This window comes from Nocardia asiatica NBRC 100129 (assembly GCF_000308415.1).
Taxonomy (GTDB): Bacteria; Actinomycetota; Actinomycetes; order Mycobacteriales; family Mycobacteriaceae; genus Nocardia; species Nocardia asiatica.
On the sequence record NZ_BAFS01000058.1, the window covers coordinates 1 to 16,283 of the forward strand.

The 16,283-nt window shown below is 67.3% G+C and carries 18 protein-coding genes and 1 tRNA gene; 14 read left to right on the top strand and 5 right to left on the bottom strand.

Annotated features, from left to right (window positions below):
* Both ON27_RS42740 and ON27_RS06180 read right to left on the bottom strand, forming a co-directional pair.
* A partial coding sequence (locus tag ON27_RS42740; protein ID WP_218002962.1) for an asparagine synthase-related protein occupies positions 1-948 on the bottom strand: 948 nt, incomplete at its 3' end.
* Between the two features lie 5 nt (positions 949-953).
* Positions 954-1,745, bottom strand: a complete 792-nt coding sequence (locus ON27_RS06180) for a GntR family transcriptional regulator (RefSeq protein ID WP_043720780.1) — start codon at positions 1,743-1,745, stop codon at positions 954-956.
* A gap of 137 nt (positions 1,746-1,882) precedes the next feature.
* Between ON27_RS06180 and ON27_RS06185 the strand changes: the two genes are divergently transcribed.
* From ON27_RS06185 to ON27_RS06230, 10 genes are all read left to right on the top strand, one after another.
* The gene (locus ON27_RS06185; protein ID WP_043720782.1) at positions 1,883-2,317 is read left to right on the top strand and encodes a hypothetical protein; all 435 of its coding nucleotides are present in this window, start codon (positions 1,883-1,885) and stop codon (positions 2,315-2,317) included.
* On the top strand, positions 2,317-2,568 hold the full coding sequence (locus ON27_RS06190; protein ID WP_043720784.1) for a hypothetical protein: 252 nt from the start codon (positions 2,317-2,319) through the stop codon (positions 2,566-2,568). Before ON27_RS06185 ends, ON27_RS06190 begins: the two co-directional genes overlap by 1 nt.
* Positions 2,568-3,215, top strand: a complete 648-nt coding sequence (locus tag ON27_RS39685) for a DUF2637 domain-containing protein (RefSeq protein ID WP_051046266.1) — start codon at positions 2,568-2,570, stop codon at positions 3,213-3,215. Before ON27_RS06190 ends, ON27_RS39685 begins: the two co-directional genes overlap by 1 nt.
* 312 nt (positions 3,216-3,527) lie before the next feature.
* Positions 3,528-4,850 carry an FtsK/SpoIIIE domain-containing protein gene (locus tag ON27_RS06205; protein WP_083887400.1) on the top strand — a complete coding sequence of 441 codons (1,323 nt, stop codon included), beginning with the start codon at positions 3,528-3,530 and terminating at the stop codon, positions 4,848-4,850.
* Positions 4,851-4,861: 11 nt separating this feature from the next.
* A complete protein-coding gene (locus tag ON27_RS06210) occupies positions 4,862-5,104 on the top strand; it encodes a hypothetical protein (RefSeq protein WP_157227099.1) in 243 nt (80 codons plus the stop codon).
* A 3-nt stretch (positions 5,105-5,107) separates the two neighbouring features.
* On the top strand, positions 5,108-5,314 hold the full coding sequence (locus ON27_RS06215) for a hypothetical protein (RefSeq protein WP_043720791.1): 207 nt from the start codon (positions 5,108-5,110) through the stop codon (positions 5,312-5,314).
* Positions 5,311-5,550, top strand: coding sequence for a hypothetical protein (locus tag ON27_RS06220; RefSeq protein ID WP_157227100.1), 240 nt, complete (start codon positions 5,311-5,313; stop codon positions 5,548-5,550). Before ON27_RS06215 ends, ON27_RS06220 begins: the two co-directional genes overlap by 4 nt.
* Before the next feature lie 2 nt (positions 5,551-5,552).
* Positions 5,553-7,229, top strand: coding sequence for a replication initiator (locus ON27_RS06225; protein ID WP_245559813.1), 1,677 nt, complete (start codon positions 5,553-5,555; stop codon positions 7,227-7,229).
* A 47-nt stretch (positions 7,230-7,276) separates the two neighbouring features.
* Positions 7,277-7,450 (top strand): helix-turn-helix domain-containing protein, encoded by a 174-nt coding sequence (locus ON27_RS42365; RefSeq protein WP_086007436.1) that lies wholly within the window; start codon positions 7,277-7,279, stop codon positions 7,448-7,450.
* The gene (locus tag ON27_RS06230) at positions 7,447-8,646 is read left to right on the top strand and encodes a site-specific integrase (RefSeq protein ID WP_043720796.1); all 1,200 of its coding nucleotides are present in this window, start codon (positions 7,447-7,449) and stop codon (positions 8,644-8,646) included. Before ON27_RS42365 ends, ON27_RS06230 begins: the two co-directional genes overlap by 4 nt.
* A 61-nt stretch (positions 8,647-8,707) precedes the next feature.
* Here ON27_RS06230 and ON27_RS06235 read toward each other — a convergent pair.
* The 3 genes from ON27_RS06235 to ON27_RS06245 all read right to left on the bottom strand — a co-directional run bounded on the left by ON27_RS06235 (position 8,708) and on the right by ON27_RS06245 (position 10,937).
* Positions 8,708-8,780 (bottom strand) — tRNA-Arg (locus ON27_RS06235).
* Positions 8,781-8,886: 106 nt separating this feature from the next.
* The gene (locus tag ON27_RS06240) at positions 8,887-9,522 is read right to left on the bottom strand and encodes a DUF305 domain-containing protein (RefSeq protein ID WP_051046268.1); all 636 of its coding nucleotides are present in this window, start codon (positions 9,520-9,522) and stop codon (positions 8,887-8,889) included.
* Between the two features lie 494 nt (positions 9,523-10,016).
* The gene (locus ON27_RS06245; RefSeq protein ID WP_043720798.1) at positions 10,017-10,937 is read right to left on the bottom strand and encodes a thioredoxin-like domain-containing protein; all 921 of its coding nucleotides are present in this window, start codon (positions 10,935-10,937) and stop codon (positions 10,017-10,019) included.
* A 93-nt stretch (positions 10,938-11,030) separates the two neighbouring features.
* Here ON27_RS06245 and argS point away from each other — a divergent pair, with 93 nt between their 5' ends.
* The 4 genes from argS to thrC form a co-directional block, all read left to right on the top strand.
* The gene (argS, locus tag ON27_RS06250) at positions 11,031-12,689 is read left to right on the top strand and encodes an arginine--tRNA ligase (protein WP_043720801.1); all 1,659 of its coding nucleotides are present in this window, start codon (positions 11,031-11,033) and stop codon (positions 12,687-12,689) included.
* A 61-nt stretch (positions 12,690-12,750) separates the two neighbouring features.
* Entirely contained in the window at positions 12,751-14,172 is a 1,422-nt protein-coding gene (gene lysA / locus ON27_RS06255; protein WP_043720804.1) for a diaminopimelate decarboxylase, read from the top strand.
* Entirely contained in the window at positions 14,169-15,524 is a 1,356-nt protein-coding gene (locus ON27_RS06260; protein WP_083887401.1) for a homoserine dehydrogenase, read from the top strand. The genes lysA and ON27_RS06260 overlap by 4 nt, the downstream gene beginning before the upstream one ends.
* Before the next feature lie 80 nt (positions 15,525-15,604).
* On the top strand, positions 15,605-16,283 hold a 679-nt coding region (thrC, locus tag ON27_RS06265), incomplete at its 3' end, for a threonine synthase (protein WP_043720816.1).

Below are 16,283 nucleotides of genomic sequence, written 5' to 3' on the forward strand. Positions count from 1 at the left end.
ATCCTCCGTTCGGGGATCGGTGTACGTCGTTGCCCCGGGCAGGTTGGCAGCGAACTCGCGTGCTGCTGTCGCGAGGGTGGGCATGAGGCCTGAGGAGCGCTGGATCGGTGCCTTGGCTGTCCACGCCAGCCTGCGTGCTGAATCGGGAAGTGCCTTGCTGCATGCGAGGCGTAGTGCCAGCTTGTCAACGACTGCGCCGTTGTGCTCACCGAATAGGGCTGGTGGTGCGAATTGTTCGGCAACCTGCCACCAGCGGACAGTCTGGAAGACATGGACTAGGCGGTCCGCGAAGCCGCGCAGCAGGTCGGGGTAGAAGTCGGGAACTAGACGGTCATAACGAAAGTTTGCCGACGACTCGGCACGGATCAGTCCATCGAGTTCGGCCCGAGCTTCTGCGGATTCGACGGGGTGAGTCAGTTTCCGTCCACCACCAAAGATGGCGTCGGCGCCACTGCCAGTGAGGATTGCACCGAGATTGGTGATGCGGCTGAGCGTGGGAAGAGCGGCAACCAAGGGGATGCCCGCTGTGACTTCCCAGAGTTCGGAAGTTCCTAGACGGTTCATGACGACCCGAGCCAATGAGACGACGTCTTCGACCTCGAGGCGGATGACGTCGTGGGTAAGCCCTAACGCGGCCGCTGCTGCGGTGGCGTTGGGAGCGTCTGATTCGCCGTTCGTGATGATCGTTATCGCTTGGGGGCGAGCTCCGAGCCGGACGGCGACTGCGGCGACATAGATCGAGTCGACGCCACCACTGAGCAGGACAGCGGGGGTGCCGGTGAAGTGTTCGAAGAGAGCGTCGAGCCGACTGGCTGTCTCGGCCTCGATGTGTTCGGCCGCCACCTGGGGATCGGTGATAGTGCGGATGTCTGGGTTCGGTGCCTTCATACCCGGAAGAATGTCCGAGACGTATTCGAGCGGCTCGAACGTTTGTGCGGTGAGATTCATTCTGATCACGTCCACCGTTCCAGTTGGGTCGTGTAGATCAGGCGGTGGCGATCACCGGGAAGGATGGAGTCGCTGACCTCTACGACTCGCTCGGCGGTGTCAACCATTGTCTTCCGGACTACGAACACGGCCGTGCCGGGGATGAGGCTCAGTTCTTCGATCTCGTCGGGCGCGGGAAGTCGGGTGGTGATGTCTTCTATGACCTGGTCCACCTCGATGCCGATTGTGGATAGCTGATGCATTGTTCCGCCTGGCCAAGGCTCGTTTTTCGGATCGAGAAGGGCAGGGTTCTCGCTGACCAGGTCGAGCAAGAGATGCGACGTGCTGATGGCAAGTGGTGCATCCTCATTCGCGTACCGGGAGCGATAGATTCGCTTGAGAAGTTGCGTTCCCGGGGTTATCCCGAACGCGTCGGCGATAGGTTCCTCTGCCGGTACGGTGCTGTACTCGGCTGAGAATACGAACTCTTCGGTTCGGTGTCCCGTATCCGTCTCGGCGCTACCGTTGTTGCGACGCTGGGATTCGGGCTTGTGAACCAGAGTCTTCTCGTGCTGGTGGCGCTGGTTGCGTCGGACGACTTTTAGGCGAGGGGCGCGGACAAACGTTCCAATGCCGTGCTTCGCTTCGAGAAGGCCTTCTGTCCGGAGGACAGCCAGCGCCTGGCGAAGCGTTGGCGGGCTGACCTTGTAGCGCTCGATCAGGGCGTTCTCGCCAGGTATCCGGTCGCCAGGATGTAGCTCTCCGGTCGCGATTTGCCGACGCAAGTCGTCAGAGATCAGCTCGTACTTAGCTGGCATGGGTGTCCTTCTTCGCATCGGTGACCTAATCATCTTAAGTCCTCTGTAGGTGTTGACATCTGCTGAGGCAGTCTGCTCCTATATAGAAGTGCTCCTATATAGGACATGACCAGTAGAGCAGAGGGAGATGACACGAAATGGCACTCAAGGATGTTTGGTTCACCCCGGCGTTCGAGGACGCGTTCCCGATGGGTTTGTTCCTGCTGGGCGAGATCGCGCCGGTGACGGAGTTCAGCACCGACCGCAACGCGCCGAAGCGTCAGCGGCTGGACCTGGACGCCGAAGGCAACGGCACCGGTAAGCGGTTGTGGAAGGGCACGGTCACCGACCCGGCGGCGGCGAACGCCAGGCAGGCCAGCTTCGACATCGTCTTCGTCGCGGACGTGCAGCCGGTTCCGTCGGCCCCGGAGATCGCGCGGGGTATGCGGCCGGTCGAGCTGGAGGGCTTGCAGGTCAAGCCGAAGATCGCTGGGCAGGGTGAGTTCAAGTCGATCGGTTGGACGATCCGCGCGACCGGGATCAAGGGCGACAACTCCGGCGCCAAGGCTGCGACCGGTAAGGCGGCTGCGTGATGTCGGAGTTCGAGATCGGCTCGCGGGTGAGCACGACGGTGCTCGTTGAGCAGTTGAGCGTGAAGTATCACCCGGCCTATGAGTTTCGTGGGGAGCGGTATTCGGCGTCGCTGGATATCGATTTCGGGGTGGGCATATCAGCGTCGGTGGCGTTGAGCATCGCTGATGCCCGCACGCTGGCCGAAGCCTTGCCGGGTGTTCTGGCCGAGCACGATGCTGCGGAGTCCGCGTCGACGGATAAGGCGGCGTGATGAGTGCGGCGGATCAGCAGCAGTCGGGGTGGAGGCGTTGGGCTCGCTGGTCCGCCGCGGTCATCAGTATCGCGGTAGCGGCGGCGGCGTTCCGGCTGTCGTTCACCACTCTTCGCGACCTCGGGGTGCTGGCACGGATTCCGGCCGATGATGCCTGGTTGTTCCCGTTGATCGTGGACGGCACGATCCTGCTGGCCACCGCTGGCGTGCTGGCCTCGGACGAAAAGTCCGACCGCCGGTTCTTCGCCTGGGTGCTCGGTGTCGGTGCGGCGGTATCGGTGGCGGGCAACAGCATTCACGCGGTCGCTTCCGGGCATCCGCTCCCGGGGTGGGCTGCGGCCCTCGTCGCGGCGGTGGCACCGATAAGCCTGCTCGCTGACACTCACGGGCTGTCTCTGTTGTTCCGCAGGGTGCAACGCGTCCCGGCTTCCACCCCGGTGCCGGTGGTCGAGCCTGCCCCCGAGCAGGCCACGGCCGAACCCGAGCCTGAGCCGGAACCGGTGTCCGTCCCTGAGCCGGTGCCGGTGCCTGAGCCGGTGCGGGTGGCTGAGCTTCGCCCGGTGCCTGACGTGCCGGTCCAAATTCCTGTTCGTTCCTCGCGGCCGGTCCAGACCATGCTGCCGATCGCTGTCCCTGTTGGGGGTTGAAATGGCTTTCTCTGTAACCGTTCCTGCTGTGGCGACCGGTGTTTCGGCGCTGGTGAGCGTGCTTGCTGGTGTCGGGGTACTGGTGGATCAGACGGCGGATACTCCGGTCCCGTTGGTCCCGGCTGCGTCGCCTTCGTCGGTGTCTGTCAGCTCGGAGGCCCCGGCTCCGGCCGTGCCCCGGTGCGTGATGTTCTGTGAGGACGCCGGTCTCGTTCGGCCTGATATCGGCAAGATTCCGGCTCCGTCCCCGGTGCCGGAGGGGTGTCACCTGTTCTGCGATCTGGAGCGCGGCAGGGAAGGCGGGGGGTTCTGATGAGTATCGCGGGAACGGTCATGCTCGCCAGCGGCATGTGCACGGGTGCGTCGGCGGTCTGGTGGCTGCGGTCACTGGCGGCGCGCGGTGGGGACATGCAACCGGCTAGTGATGCTCGTGAGGCGGCTGCGGCTGCTCCGGTGGAGCTTCGTACGGCGGTGTATGTGATCGCTGATCCCCAGCAGCGTCCGCGCATGTTCCTGGCGCTGAAACTCGGGTCGCTGGAAAGCGGTTTCCCGGTGCTGGAGGACTGGGTGTACACCAACTACGGGCTTCGGGTGGATGTGCTGATGCTGTCGGGTCAGACCCGTAAGGACTGGTCCAAGGACGAAACCCGCGACGCGCTGGCTCAAACGCTCGGGGTCGAGAACGTACGGGTGGTGTTCCCGTATCCGGGGGTGGTCCGTCTGGAGTTGCGGGTGTTCGACACCCTCGCGGACACGGTACCGCTGCCGGGCTTGCCCTCGGTGATGGATGTGGACCTGGAAGCGGTTCCGGTCGGCGTGACCGAGGACTTCGACACGTGGCGGCTGCGGGTGCTGTATGCGCACATCCTGCTGGCCGGTGCGACCGGGTCGGGAAAGGGCTCGGTGCTGTGGTCGATCATCGTCGCACTCGGCCCCGCGATCAAAGCCGGATTGGTGGATCTGTATCTGGCTGACCCGAAGGGCGGGGCGGAGTTCGGCAAGGGCGAGAACCGGTTGTTCGTGCGCTTCGCCACCGACAACACCACCATCCTCGCCATGCTGACCGAAGCCGTCGAGCTGATGCGCGAACGTCTCGCCAGGATGCGGGCGGCTGGTCTGCGCAAGATCGTCCCGAGCGCCGATGAGCCGCTGATCCTGATCATCATCGATGAGGCCGCCTCCCTGTCGTCCTACGCCAGCCGGGAGGAGCAGCAGGAGTTCCGGCGTCTGACCGGGCTGTTGTTGTCGCAGGGGCGTGCGGCGGCGGTGTCGGTGATCGCAGCGTTGCAGGACCCGTCGAAGGAGACGATGCCCAACCGGCAACTGTTCCCCGTCCGCGTCGGCCTGCGCCTGGACGAACCCACTCAGACTGGCATGGTCCACGGTCAAGGCGCACGGGATCGTGGTGCACGCTGCGATGAGATCTCCGATGAGACACCGGGTGTCGGCTACGTCGGGGAGGACGGCAGCAGCGAGTTCGTGCGGGTGCGGGCGTTCTTCGTCTCCGATGACGACATCGACGCCATCGTGGATGCCTACTCGCCTGCTCCGCAGATCACCGGTCCCGCTGAGGACTACTCCGGCTTCGATCCCGATGACCTCGGCGACGGCGAGAACGGGCCGGTGGCGGCATGAAACGAGGCTTCGTGACCGAAACCCATGTCCGCATCTACTGCGATGTCTGCGGGGAGGTCTACGCCGAAGAAGGCTCCCACGGGCACGCCGCCAAGGGCATCTGCTTCGACTCCCGCGCTGCGGCCGTGGACTGCCTCAACGCCAACGCTGGGCCGTGGGACTGGTTCTACGACGGCGACCGCGTCCTGTGCCCGGACTGCCGTTTCGTCGTACGCGCTGACGCCGAGATCAACGACCTCTACTCGAAGGACTGAACCATGAAGCGCATCAACAACACCCGCAAGACCGATGCCGCCTACCGGGACAACGTGATCGATCTGGCTTCCCGTCGTCGCGGACTACTGGAACGCCGGGGCGCTGACCCGGTCGAGATCGCCGTCCACCTGTGCGCGGCAACCGGCGAGATGACCTCGTGGCAGTCGTGGGGACAGGACTTCGACGATGACGGCGGGTGGGCGGCATGACCGTTCGCAAGCAGGTGCAGTGGGGCGTGCTGATCGGTGAGACGGTCCGCCCCCTCCCGAAGGCGCGCAACGTCTCGCAGGCGTACCTGATGGCCGACAAGCCCAGCTATCGGCCCCGTGGGGGCGGCGAGGCGGTGATCGTCTACCGCGATCACGACGGCGAGATGTGGCGACGCTACAACACCGACACACCGGTCCCGACGCAGCTGTCCTTGTTCGATCGAGAGGCATCCTGACCATGACCGCACCCATCGACCTCGACACCGATATGCCGGCCGATTCCCCCGCCCGGCAGACCGCTGCTGAGCGTCGGGCGCTCCCGAACTTCACCGATGTCGCCATAGCTACGGCGGAGAAGTTCGGGGTGTGCGTCCGGCCGGTGACGATGCGATCGTTCGACCCGCGCACGGGCAAGGTCGACTACGTCGCTTCACCGTGCAAGTCGACAGTGGCGTCGGTGTGCAAGCCATGCGCGGACAAGGCCCGCTGGCTGCGGATGACCCAATGCCGGGAAGGCTGGCACGCCGAGGTCGAACCGGTCGAGGAAACCCGCGACCCCTCCGACACCCAAACTGAGTTGCTCACCGCCCGGGCTGACCTGGCCCAGCAGTACCGCCAAGCCCGCGACGACAGTGATGACGAGATGGCCGACGCCATCGGCGAACTGGTCGGCAGCCTCGACCGCGACCTCCGCGACTCGGGATTCCGTGGCCCCATCCCGCCCTTGGAACCCACCGAGCGGAAACGGCGGTCTCGGTCGACCAAGCGGCGTCAGGATGTGCCGAACCTGCCGCGTAAGAAGGTGGAGCGCACCACCCTCGGGCGGGTGATCGGCGGATACCGGTCCTCGATGATGGTCACTCTCACGATGCCGTCCTACGGGTCCATCAACCAGGACGGCGCGGTGGACTCGGAGGGTAAGCCGTGCTCGGACGGCTCACCCCGCAACCCGGACACCTACGATTACGCGCGGGCTGCCCGTGACATCGTGTTCTTCTCCAAGCTGGTCGACCGCTGGATTCAAAACCTGCGCCGCTGCGTCGGCTACGACGTCCAGTACTTCGCCACCGTCGAACCCCAGAAGCGCGGGGCACCGCACCTGCATCTGCTGCTGCGTGGGGTGATCTCGCGGGAGATTCTGCGGATGGTCACCGCGGCGACCTACCACCAGGTGTGGTGGCCGCACTTCGACCCGGAGAACGAGGTGTACTCCGGCGACCGGATGCCGGTGTGGGACTACCGCGCAATGACGTTCGTAGATCCCGATTCGGGGCAGCCGTTGACCGGCTGGGATGACGCCCTTGACGTCCTGGATGCGGTGGATGATCTGGAACCGGCGTACACGGTGCGGTTCGGCGAACGCATGGACCCCGGCCACATGAAGGGCTACATCCCCGGCGACAAAGCCGACCGGGCGATCGGCTACGTGACCAAGTACCTCACCAAGTCGATCAGCGAAGTCCTCGACACTGAGTCGACGCGCACCGCGATCCACTACGACCGGTTGCACGCGGAGTTGCAGCACACGCCGTGTTCGCCGCGCTGCGCGGTGTGGCTGCGCTACGGCATCGTCCCGCAGGGTGCCAGCGATAAGACCATTCCCGGCCGGTGCAAGGGCAAGGCCCACCGCCGGGACACTCTCGGCCTGCCCGGTCGGCGGGTGCTGGTGTCGCGGCGGTGGTCCGGGAAGACGCTGCCGGATCACAAGGCCGATCGGGCGGAGTTCGTTCGGCAACTGCTGGCCTCGGTCGGCATCCACAAGCCCGACACCTCGCATCTGATCATCCGGCCAGTGGAGCCCGGCGACCAGTCCGCGCCGCCTCGGGATCACTTGATCCTGGCTGCGATCGCCCAGCGCACGAAATGGCGTGCGGAATACACCAACGCCCTGCTCGCAGCCGGTGCAGCGGCATGACAAGAACATTCGGCAATTCAGCAGGCAGCATAGGGAGGGTAGGGGAGATGGCTCAGTTGCTCACAGAGCAGGAGGTCCGGAAGCGGATTCCGGTCGGCCACAGCAAGTACTACGAGTTGATCGGCTCGGGTGAGCTGCGGTCGGTGAAGATCGGTCGGCGTCGCTTCGTGACCGAGCAGGCGGTAGCGGATTACATCGCGAAGCTGGATGCGGCGGCATGAGCAGACAGCAACTACCGCCGCAGATCACCAAGGTGATGGTGACTGATCGACAGACCGGCAAGCAGGTCGTTCGGTATCAGGTGCGGGTAGACGCAGGGCTTGATCCGGAAACCGGCAAGCGTCACCAGGTGCGGAGGCGGTTTCGCACGGAGCGGGAAGCTCGTTCCGCTCTGGCGAAGTTCATGGTGGACGCCGCGTCCGGTAGTTACGTACCGCGCAAGGACGTGACGGTTGAAGAGATCTGTCAAGACTGGCTGGACAGCCTGCATTGGGCGCGGCGCACGACGCTGGCGGGCTACAGGTACAACCTCGCGCCGCTGCGAGAGCAGTACGGCAAGCTGCCCTTGCAGAAGCTCACACGCAAGCACCTGGACGACCTGGTGTCGGCGCTGAAGCAGGGCGGGACGAAGACTGAGAAGGGCACGGTCCGGCGTCCGTGGGCGGCTCGATCGCTGAAGCGGACCATCGAGACGACGTCGATGGTGCTGGACTATGCGATTGAGCGGAAGTTGCTGGCGCATAACGTGGCTCGGGCGATCAAACCGAAGGCGGGCAAGAAGCGCAAGCCGCTGACCTACACGCCGGAGGAAGTGTCGAAGCTGCTGGCCAGTCTCGAGGCAGATCGGGACGGGCACCTGTGGTTCCTGGCGCTGTGCGGCCTGCGGCGGAGTGAACTCGGCGGGTTGCGCTGGAGCGGAGTCGATCTCGAGCGCAAGACGCTCGTGGTGCACATCGGGCGTGCGTCGGCCGGTGGCGAGGCGGTGGAGGACGACCCGAAGACGGAGGCGTCGGTTCGCACGCTGCCGATGGATGACGAGATGGTGGAGGTTCTTCGGCGGGCGCATCGTCGGCAAGCGGCCGATCGGTTGCAGCTTGGGGAGGCGTACCGGGACGGTGACTACGTCGCATGCAACGAGGACGGCACGCCGTACCATCCGGACACGCTGACGCATCGGTGGGCGAAGGCGGTCAAGAAGGCGGGTGTCCGGCACATCCGATTGCATGATGCTCGTCACACCTGCGGCACGACCATGCACCTGCGCAAGGTGCCGCTCGCGGTCATCGCTGCCTGGTTGGGGCACGCCGACGCCAGTGTCACGGCGAGGATCTACACCCATTCTCAGGACGAAGCGCTGAGGGAGGCGGCGCGGACTTTGGGCGAGGTTGTGTCATCTCGTGTCATCGAGGCGGGCTGACGGTGCGGACGAGAAAGGCCCCGGCCAGCGAGCGTGCTGGTTACGGGGCCTTTGTCGTGCGTGCCCTCGGCAGGATTCGAACCTGCGGCCTTCTGCTCCGGAGGCAGACGCTCTATCCCCTGAGCTACGAGGGCGGGATAGGGCTCGGTCGGGGCCGGGAAGGCGGTCCGATCGGGCTGGGTCAGCCTATCGTATCGGCCGCCGTCCGCCAAAAAGCGCGGACGGCGGCCGGGTTTCGGGTCAGGGGAGGGGGGCGGCGCCGCGGGTTCTGAGCATGGTGGTCATCAGCTCGGATTCACCGCGCTGGGTCGGGGCCATGGTCTCGGCGAGGGTGCGCACCGCCGTGGTGGCGGCATGCTGGGCGGCGTAGTCGATCATCGGCAGCCCGCCCGCGTGGTGGCGCAGCATCAACTGCAGGAACATGATGTCCAGGGCGGGGCCGGTGGCCTGGCGCAGCGCGGCCAGCTCAGCGGGCGTGGCCATCCCGGGCATGGCAGGCACCGGGCCGGTGTGGTGCGGCTCGCCGGTCCCGGAATGGTCGTGTGCGCCCATGGGCTCGGTCATCCACCCCATGAAACCGTCCACGCCCTGCGCGGGCTCGTTCCACAGCTGCAGCCAGCCCTGCATGCGCCCGACCTGGCTCTGCTGGGTGGTGAGGATGTCGTAGGCCAGGCGGCGTACCTCGATGTCGGTGGAACGAACCAGCACCACGCCCGCCATCTCGACGGCTTGCGCGTGATGCGCCGACATGTCCTGGCTGAAACCGACGTCGACCGCGCCCGGGTCCGGCTCGGTGGAACCGTCGAGCGGAATCCGCGCCAGCACGCCGATCGCGAAGCCGATCAGGATGGCGCCGATGATGCCCAGGACCAGCAGCGCCGTGCGCTGGCGGCGGAATTGTCCGCCGAGCCCGGCCGGCGCTTCGCTGTCATGGGATCCGTCGGTGCTCTCGTGCTCGCCGGATCCGGCGGCACGGCGCTTGTCGAACCCGAGCGATCTGTGCTCGTCGGCGCCGCGAGCCCCGCTGTCGTCTGCCCCGGCCGGTGATCCGAGAGTTCCGTCAGTGTCCGCCGAGGACGGCGCTTCGCTCTCGGCTGGTGCTTCGGGACCGCCGGCCCCAGCGGAGGCTTTGCGCGAGTCGGCCCCGATGGGGGCTTCGGAAGTGCCGGCGACAGCTTCGCGCGCGTCGGCCCTGGGCGGTGCTTCGGAAGTGCCGGTACCAGCCGAAGCGCTGGACGTGTCGGATGCCTCTGGAGTACCGGCCGCAGCGGCCGCTTTGCGAGCGTCGGCCCCGGTAGGTGCTTCAGGAGCGCCACCCCTGGCGGACGCGTCTCGAGAGCGCGACCCGGCGTCTCCGCGATCGTCGGCCACTACTGCCCCGCGCCAGGAGCGGGCTGGGCGGGCGCGGGCTGGGCGGGCACCGGAGCGCCGGGCATACCGGGCACCCCGGGGAGGCTGGGAACACCGGGCACACCAGGCAGGCCGCCGGGCGCGCCGCCGACCTCTGCCGGATCGGGCTGCAGGCCCCTGCCGTCCATCGGCACCGCGTCGGGGCCGGGCGGCGTCGGGTCGAACGGCGGCGGGTTGTCGGTGTCGAAGACGATGGTCGAGCAGTCCGCCCCCACCTCGGGGTAGGTGTAGTTGTTCAGCCGCAGCGCGGTGATGAACTGGCCGACGCGCTTGTCCTCGGCGCTGTCCAGCTTCAACTGATGACCCCAGGACTGCAGCGACACCGCGGAGTCGAGGCCCGGATACGGCGACATCATCGTGTACGGCTTGCCCTCGACCTTCGCCTTCAGCGTCTCGATGCCGTCGGCGTTCACCTTGTCCGGGTTGTAGGTGATCCACACCGCGCCGTGCTCGAGCGAGTGCACCGCGTTCTCCACCCGGATCGGCTTGCTGTAGACCACGCCGGTGCAGGTGGCCCAGGACTGGTCGTGCGGGCCGCCGAACGGCGGCGCCTGGTCGTAGGCCACCCGCTGGTTCGCGCCGATGTGCAGGCCCGCGGGGTATTCCTTCTTCACCACGCCCGCGATCTCGTCCGACGGGTCCTTGCGCTGCGCGCTCGGGGTGTACTTCTCCAGCTCGGCCTTTTCCCGGTACTTGGGGACCAGGTTGTAAGCCAGCGCGCCGATCAATGCGATGATTACTACGGCCGCGCCGATGGCCAGCCAGGGGATCTGACGATTCTTCTTCGGAAGCTGTCCTCGCTTGCCCCCCTTGCGGGGACCCGACAACTTCGCCGCGGCCTTGGCGGCCTTGGCCTGTTTGGCGCTGGGACTGCTAGGCATCGCTCAGTGTGCTCTTTCGACGTTGATGGATCCGCTGGCCGCGTAGTGCCCACCCAGAGGTGTACACCCGCCAAGACCATAGGATAGAGACTCGTGACTCCAGCTGACCTTGCAGATCTCCTTCGCTCGACCGCGGCGAAGGTGCTTGTCGAACGTGGACTGGACCCGGCGGTCCTGCCCGACGAGGTCACGGTGGAGCGTCCGCGAAACCCGGAACACGGCGACTATGCCACGAATGTCGCGATGCAGGTGGCCAAGCGCGCCGGAACAAAGCCGCGTGACCTGGCCACTTGGCTGGCCGACGCACTGTCGGACGCGGACGGCGTCGCCGCCGCCGAGGTCGCCGGGCCCGGCTTCCTGAACATTCGCCTCGCCGCTTCCGCCCAGGGCGCGATCATCGAGCGGGTGCTCGCCGCGGGCGCCGCCTATGGCACCGCCGACACGCTGAAGGGCACCCGGATCAACCTCGAGTTCGTCTCGGCCAACCCGACCGGCCCGGTGCACCTGGGCGGTACCCGGTGGGCTTCGGTCGGCGACGCGCTGGGCCGCATCCTGGCCGCCCAGGGCGCCGACGTGGTGCGCGAGTACTACTTCAACGACCACGGCGCGCAGATCGATCGGTTCGCCGCCTCGCTGGTCGCGGCCGCCACCGGCGCGCCGACTCCGGAGAACGGGTACGCGGGCGCCTACATCGGCGAGATCGCCGACAAGATCGTCGCCGCGCATCCCGACGCGCTGAGCAAGCCGGAGGACCAGCGCCTCGAGTTGTTCCGCGCCGAAGGCGTCGAGCTGATGTTCGCGCACATCAGGGAGTCGCTGCACGAGTTCGGCACCGACTTCGACGTCTACTTCAACGAGAGTTCGCTGTTCGCCTCCGGCGCGGTCGAGCAGGCTGTGCAGCGGCTGAAGAACTCCGGCGACCTGTACGAGAAGGACGGCGCCTGGTGGATCGCCAGCTCCGAATACGGTGACGACCAGGACCGAGTGGTCATCAAGAGCGACGGCAAAGCCGCCTACATCGCCGGCGACATCGCCTATTTCCAGGACAAGCGCGCCCGCGGCTTCGACCTGTGCATCTACATGCTCGGCGCCGACCACCACGGCTACATCGGCAGGTTGAAAGCCGCCGCGGCCGCCTTCGGCGACGATCCGGCGACCGTCGAGGTGCTGATCGGCCAGATGGTGAACCTGCTGCGCGACGGCGTCGCGGTGAAGATGAGCAAGCGGGCGGGCACCGTGGTGACGCTCGACGACCTGGTCGAGGCGATCGGCGTGGACGCGGCGCGGTACTCGCTGGTGCGCTCGTCGGTGAACTCGAGCATCGACATCGACCTGAACCTGTGGGCCAGCCAGAGCAACGAGAACCCGGTCTACTACGTGCAGTACGCGCACGCGCGGACCGCCTCGATCGCGCGCAACGCCGCCGAATTCGATTACGACGCCGTCCCCGCCGAACTCGCACTGCTGTCGGCCGAGGAGGAAGGCGAGCTGATCCGCACCCTCGGTGAGTACCCGCGCGTGGTGGGCAGCGCCGCGAGCCTGCGCGAACCGCACCGGGTGGCCCGCTACCTGGAGGAGCTGGCCGGCGCCTACCACCGTTTCCAGACCAACAAGAACCTGCGCGTCCTGCCGCTGGGTGACGACCCGGTCACACCGACGAACGCCGCCAGGCTCGCTTTGGTCAACGCGACGCGCCAGGTCTTGGCCAACGGCCTGGGCCTGCTCGGCGTCAGCGCGCCGGAGCGCATGTGACCGGCCGGCCGACCAGAGCGAGGAAGGAAGCACCTATGGACAGCGTCAGCGAGGCGTGGGTATGAGCGTGCATCCCGCCGGACCCCGGCATGCCGAAATCCCGCACGCGCCGAATCTGCCGGAGCGTCCGAGCGATCCGAAGCAGATGATCGACCTGCCCGGGAACGTATGGCCGCGTAACGCGGTCCGCGACGAAGACGGCGTCGTCCGTCTGGCGGGCGTACCGGTGCACGAGCTGGCCGCTCGATACGGCACCCCGCTGTTCGTCATCGACGAGGACGACTTCCGTTCCCGGTGCCGCGACATGGTCCGCGCCTTCGGAGCGAACGCCCGTGTCCATTACGCGTCCAAAGCGTTCCTGTGCGGCGAGGTCGCCCGCTGGATCCGCGACGAGGGCCTCTCGCTGGACGTCTGCTCCGGCGGCGAGCTCGCCATCGCACTGCACGCGGGCTTCCCCGCCGAGCGGATCGCGTTGCACGGCAACAACAAATCGGTCGCGGAGCTGGAAACCGCCGTATCGGCGGGCGTCGGTCACGTGGTGGTCGACTCGCTGATCGAGATCGAGCGCCTGGAAGCCGTCGCGGGCCGCGCGGGCGTGGTGCAGGACGTGCTGGTCCGCGTCACCGTCGGCGTGGAAGCCCACACCCACGAATACATTTCGACCGCGCACGAGGACCAGAAGTTCGGCTTCTCGATCGCGGGCGGTGACGCGATGGAGGCGCTGGCGCGGGTCTTCGACGCCGACAATCTGCGTCTGGTCGGCCTGCACAGCCACATCGGCTCGCAGATCTTCGAGATCGATGGCTTCGAGATCGCCGCGCGGCGCATGCTCGGCCTGTTGCGCGAGGCCATCGACAAATTCGGCGTCGAGCGCACCGCGCAGATCGCGACGCTGGATCTCGGTGGCGGACTGGGCATTTCGTATCTGCCGTCGGACGACCCGCCGCCGCTGGAGGAGTTCGCCGCGAACCTGCGCGAGCTGGTCGCCGCCGAAGCCGAGCGCGCGGGGCTGCCCACGCCGGTGATCGCGGTGGAGCCCGGCCGGGCCATCGCGGGCCCGGGCACGGTGACGCTCTACGAGGTGGGCACCATCAAGGACGTCTCGCTGGACGGCGGTTTGCGCCGCCGCTACGTCAGCGTCGACGGCGGCATGAGCGACAACATCCGGCCCGCGCTGTACCAGGCCGACTACGACTGCCGCCTGGTCTCGCGGTCCTCGCAGGCCGGGCCGGTGGTCGCGCGTGTCGTCGGAAAGCATTGCGAGAGTGGCGATATCGTCATCCGCGACACCTGGATGCCTGCCGACGTCGGCCCCGGCGACCTGGTCGCCGTCGCGGCCACCGGCGCGTACTGCTACTCGATGTCCAGCCGGTACAACCAGTTGACCCGTCCCGCGGTCGTCGCGGTGCGGGACGGAAAGCCGCGCCTGATCCTGCGCCGGGAGACGGTGGCGGACCTGCTCAGCTTGGAGGTGGAAGCGTGACGGCGAACGCGAACAAGGGTGCGTGGGGGGCCGATCGCCCGATCGGTGTCGCGGTCCTCGGCATGGGCAACGTGGGCACCGAGGTCGTGCGCATCCTGCGCGAGCACGCCGAGGACCTGCGCTCCCGCGTCGGCGCCCCGATGGTGCTGCGCGGCGTGGCCGTGCGCAACCTCGCCGCCGACCGCGGCATCCCCGCCGACCTGCTCACCACCGACGCCGACGCGCTCGTCGCCCGCGACGACGTCGACCTGGTGGTGGAGGTGATCGGCGGCATCGATCCGCCGCGCCGGTTGATCCTGGCCGCGCTGAACGCGGGTAAATCCGTGGTGACCGCGAACAAGGCGCTGCTGGCCGACTACACCGGCGAACTCGCCGCCGCCGCCGAACGAAGCCGCGCCGACCTGTACTTCGAGGCCGCCGTCGCGGGCGCCATCCCCGTGGTGCGTCCGCTGATCCAGTCGCTGGCGGGCGACCGGGTGAACCGGATCGTCGGCATCGTCAACGGCACCACCAACTTCATCCTCTCCGCGATGGACGAGACCGGCGCCGACTACTCGGCCACGCTGGCCGAAGCCACCCGGCTGGGCTACGCGGAGGCCGATCCGACCGCCGACGTCGAGGGTTACGACGCCGCGGCCAAGGCCGCGATCCTCGCCTCGCTGGCGTTCCACACCCGGGTCACCGCCGCCGACGTGTACCGCGAGGGCATCTCGCGGATCTCCGCCGAGGATCTGGAGACCGCCTCGGCGCTCGACTGCACGGTCAAGCTGCTGGCTATCTGCGAGCGTGTGGACGCGGGCCCCGGCGAGCCGGGGCCGGAGGACGGCGGCAAAGAGCGTGTCTCGGTGCGCGTCTACCCGGCGCTCATACCGCGCAAGCATCCGCTGGCCGCCGTCACCGGCGCCTTCAACGCGGTGGTCGTGGAGGCGGAGAACGCCGGGCGGCTGATGTTCTACGGGCAGGGCGCAGGTGGCGCCCCGACCGCCTCCGCGGTGCTCGGCGATCTGGTGATGGCGGCGCGGAACAAGTTCTACGGGGGTCGCGCTCCCGGCGAATCGGTTTATGCTGAGCTACCGATCGCGCCGATCGGCGATACGCCCACCCGCTATCACGTGAACCTGCAGGTCGAGGATCGTCCTGGGGTCCTGGCGGCGGTGGCGGGCGAATTCGCCAATCACGGGGTGAGCATCTCGACCGTCCGTCAAGAAGGGCACGGCTCGGGTGCGCGCCTGGTCGTGGTGACGCACCACGCGGTGGAGTCGGCGCTCGCGGAGACCGTGGCCGCACTGGCGGATATGGCATCCGTCACATCCGTCACCAGCGTTCTGAGATTGGAAGGCACCGAAGAATGACCACAGTGTCGCGCAGCGACGCCACGAGCGGTGGCCGGGAGACGGGTGGGCGTCCGACCGGCGTCGCGCCCCAGGCCGGAGTGCATTCCCGCTGGCCGGGCCTGATCGCGGCCTACCGCGACCGGCTCGCGGGCGCAGCCGACTGGGAGCCGGTCACGCTGTTCGAGGGCGGTACGCCCCTGGTGCCCGCGCCGCACCTGTCCGAGGTGACCGGGTGCGAGGTCTACCTGAAGGTCGAGGGCCTGAACCCGACCGGCTCGTTCAAGGACCGTGGCATGACCATGGCGATGACCGACGCGAAGTACCGCGGCCAGCAGGCGGTGCTGTGCGCGTCCACCGGCAACACCTCGGCGTCGGCCGCGGCCTACGCCACGCGCGCGGGCATGAGCTGCGCGGTGCTGATTCCGCAGGGCAAGATCGCGATGGGCAAGCTGGCCCAGGCCGTCATGCTCGGCGCGAAGATCATCCAGGTGCAGGGCAACTTCGACGACTGCCTGGAGCTCGCCCGCAAGGTCACCGCCGATTTCCCCAGCATCGGGCTGGTGAACTCGGTGAACCCGGCACGTATCGAGGGCCAGAAGACCGCGGCCTTCGAGATCTGCGACGTGCTCGGCAAGGCGCCCGACGTGCACGCCCTTCCGGTCGGCAACGCGGGCAACATCACCGCCTACTGGCGCGGCTACCGGGAGTACTACGCCGACGGTGTCACCGGCGGTCTGCCGCGCATGCTGGGTGTGCAGGCCGCCGGTGCGGCCCCGC

Bases quoted from the DNA above. Each gene is read 5' to 3' on its own strand.
- ON27_RS06180 (WP_043720780.1), bottom strand. From the start codon at position 1,745: ATGCCAGCTAAGTACGAGCTGATCTCTGACGACTTGCGTCGGCAAATC.
- ON27_RS06185 (WP_043720782.1), top strand. From the start codon at position 1,883: ATGGCACTCAAGGATGTTTGGTTCACCCCGGCGTTCGAGGACGCGTTC.
- ON27_RS06190 (WP_043720784.1), top strand. From the start codon at position 2,317: ATGTCGGAGTTCGAGATCGGCTCGCGGGTGAGCACGACGGTGCTCGTT.
- ON27_RS39685 (WP_051046266.1), top strand. From the start codon at position 2,568: ATGAGTGCGGCGGATCAGCAGCAGTCGGGGTGGAGGCGTTGGGCTCGC.
- ON27_RS06205 (WP_083887400.1), top strand. From the start codon at position 3,528: ATGAGTATCGCGGGAACGGTCATGCTCGCCAGCGGCATGTGCACGGGT.
- ON27_RS06215 (WP_043720791.1), top strand. From the start codon at position 5,108: ATGAAGCGCATCAACAACACCCGCAAGACCGATGCCGCCTACCGGGAC.
- ON27_RS06220 (WP_157227100.1), top strand. From the start codon at position 5,311: ATGACCGTTCGCAAGCAGGTGCAGTGGGGCGTGCTGATCGGTGAGACG.
- ON27_RS06225 (WP_245559813.1), top strand. From the start codon at position 5,553: ATGACCGCACCCATCGACCTCGACACCGATATGCCGGCCGATTCCCCC.
- ON27_RS42365 (WP_086007436.1), top strand. From the start codon at position 7,277: ATGGCTCAGTTGCTCACAGAGCAGGAGGTCCGGAAGCGGATTCCGGTC.
- ON27_RS06230 (WP_043720796.1), top strand. From the start codon at position 7,447: ATGAGCAGACAGCAACTACCGCCGCAGATCACCAAGGTGATGGTGACT.
- ON27_RS06245 (WP_043720798.1), bottom strand. From the start codon at position 10,937: ATGCCTAGCAGTCCCAGCGCCAAACAGGCCAAGGCCGCCAAGGCCGCG.
- lysA (WP_043720804.1), top strand. From the start codon at position 12,751: ATGAGCGTGCATCCCGCCGGACCCCGGCATGCCGAAATCCCGCACGCG.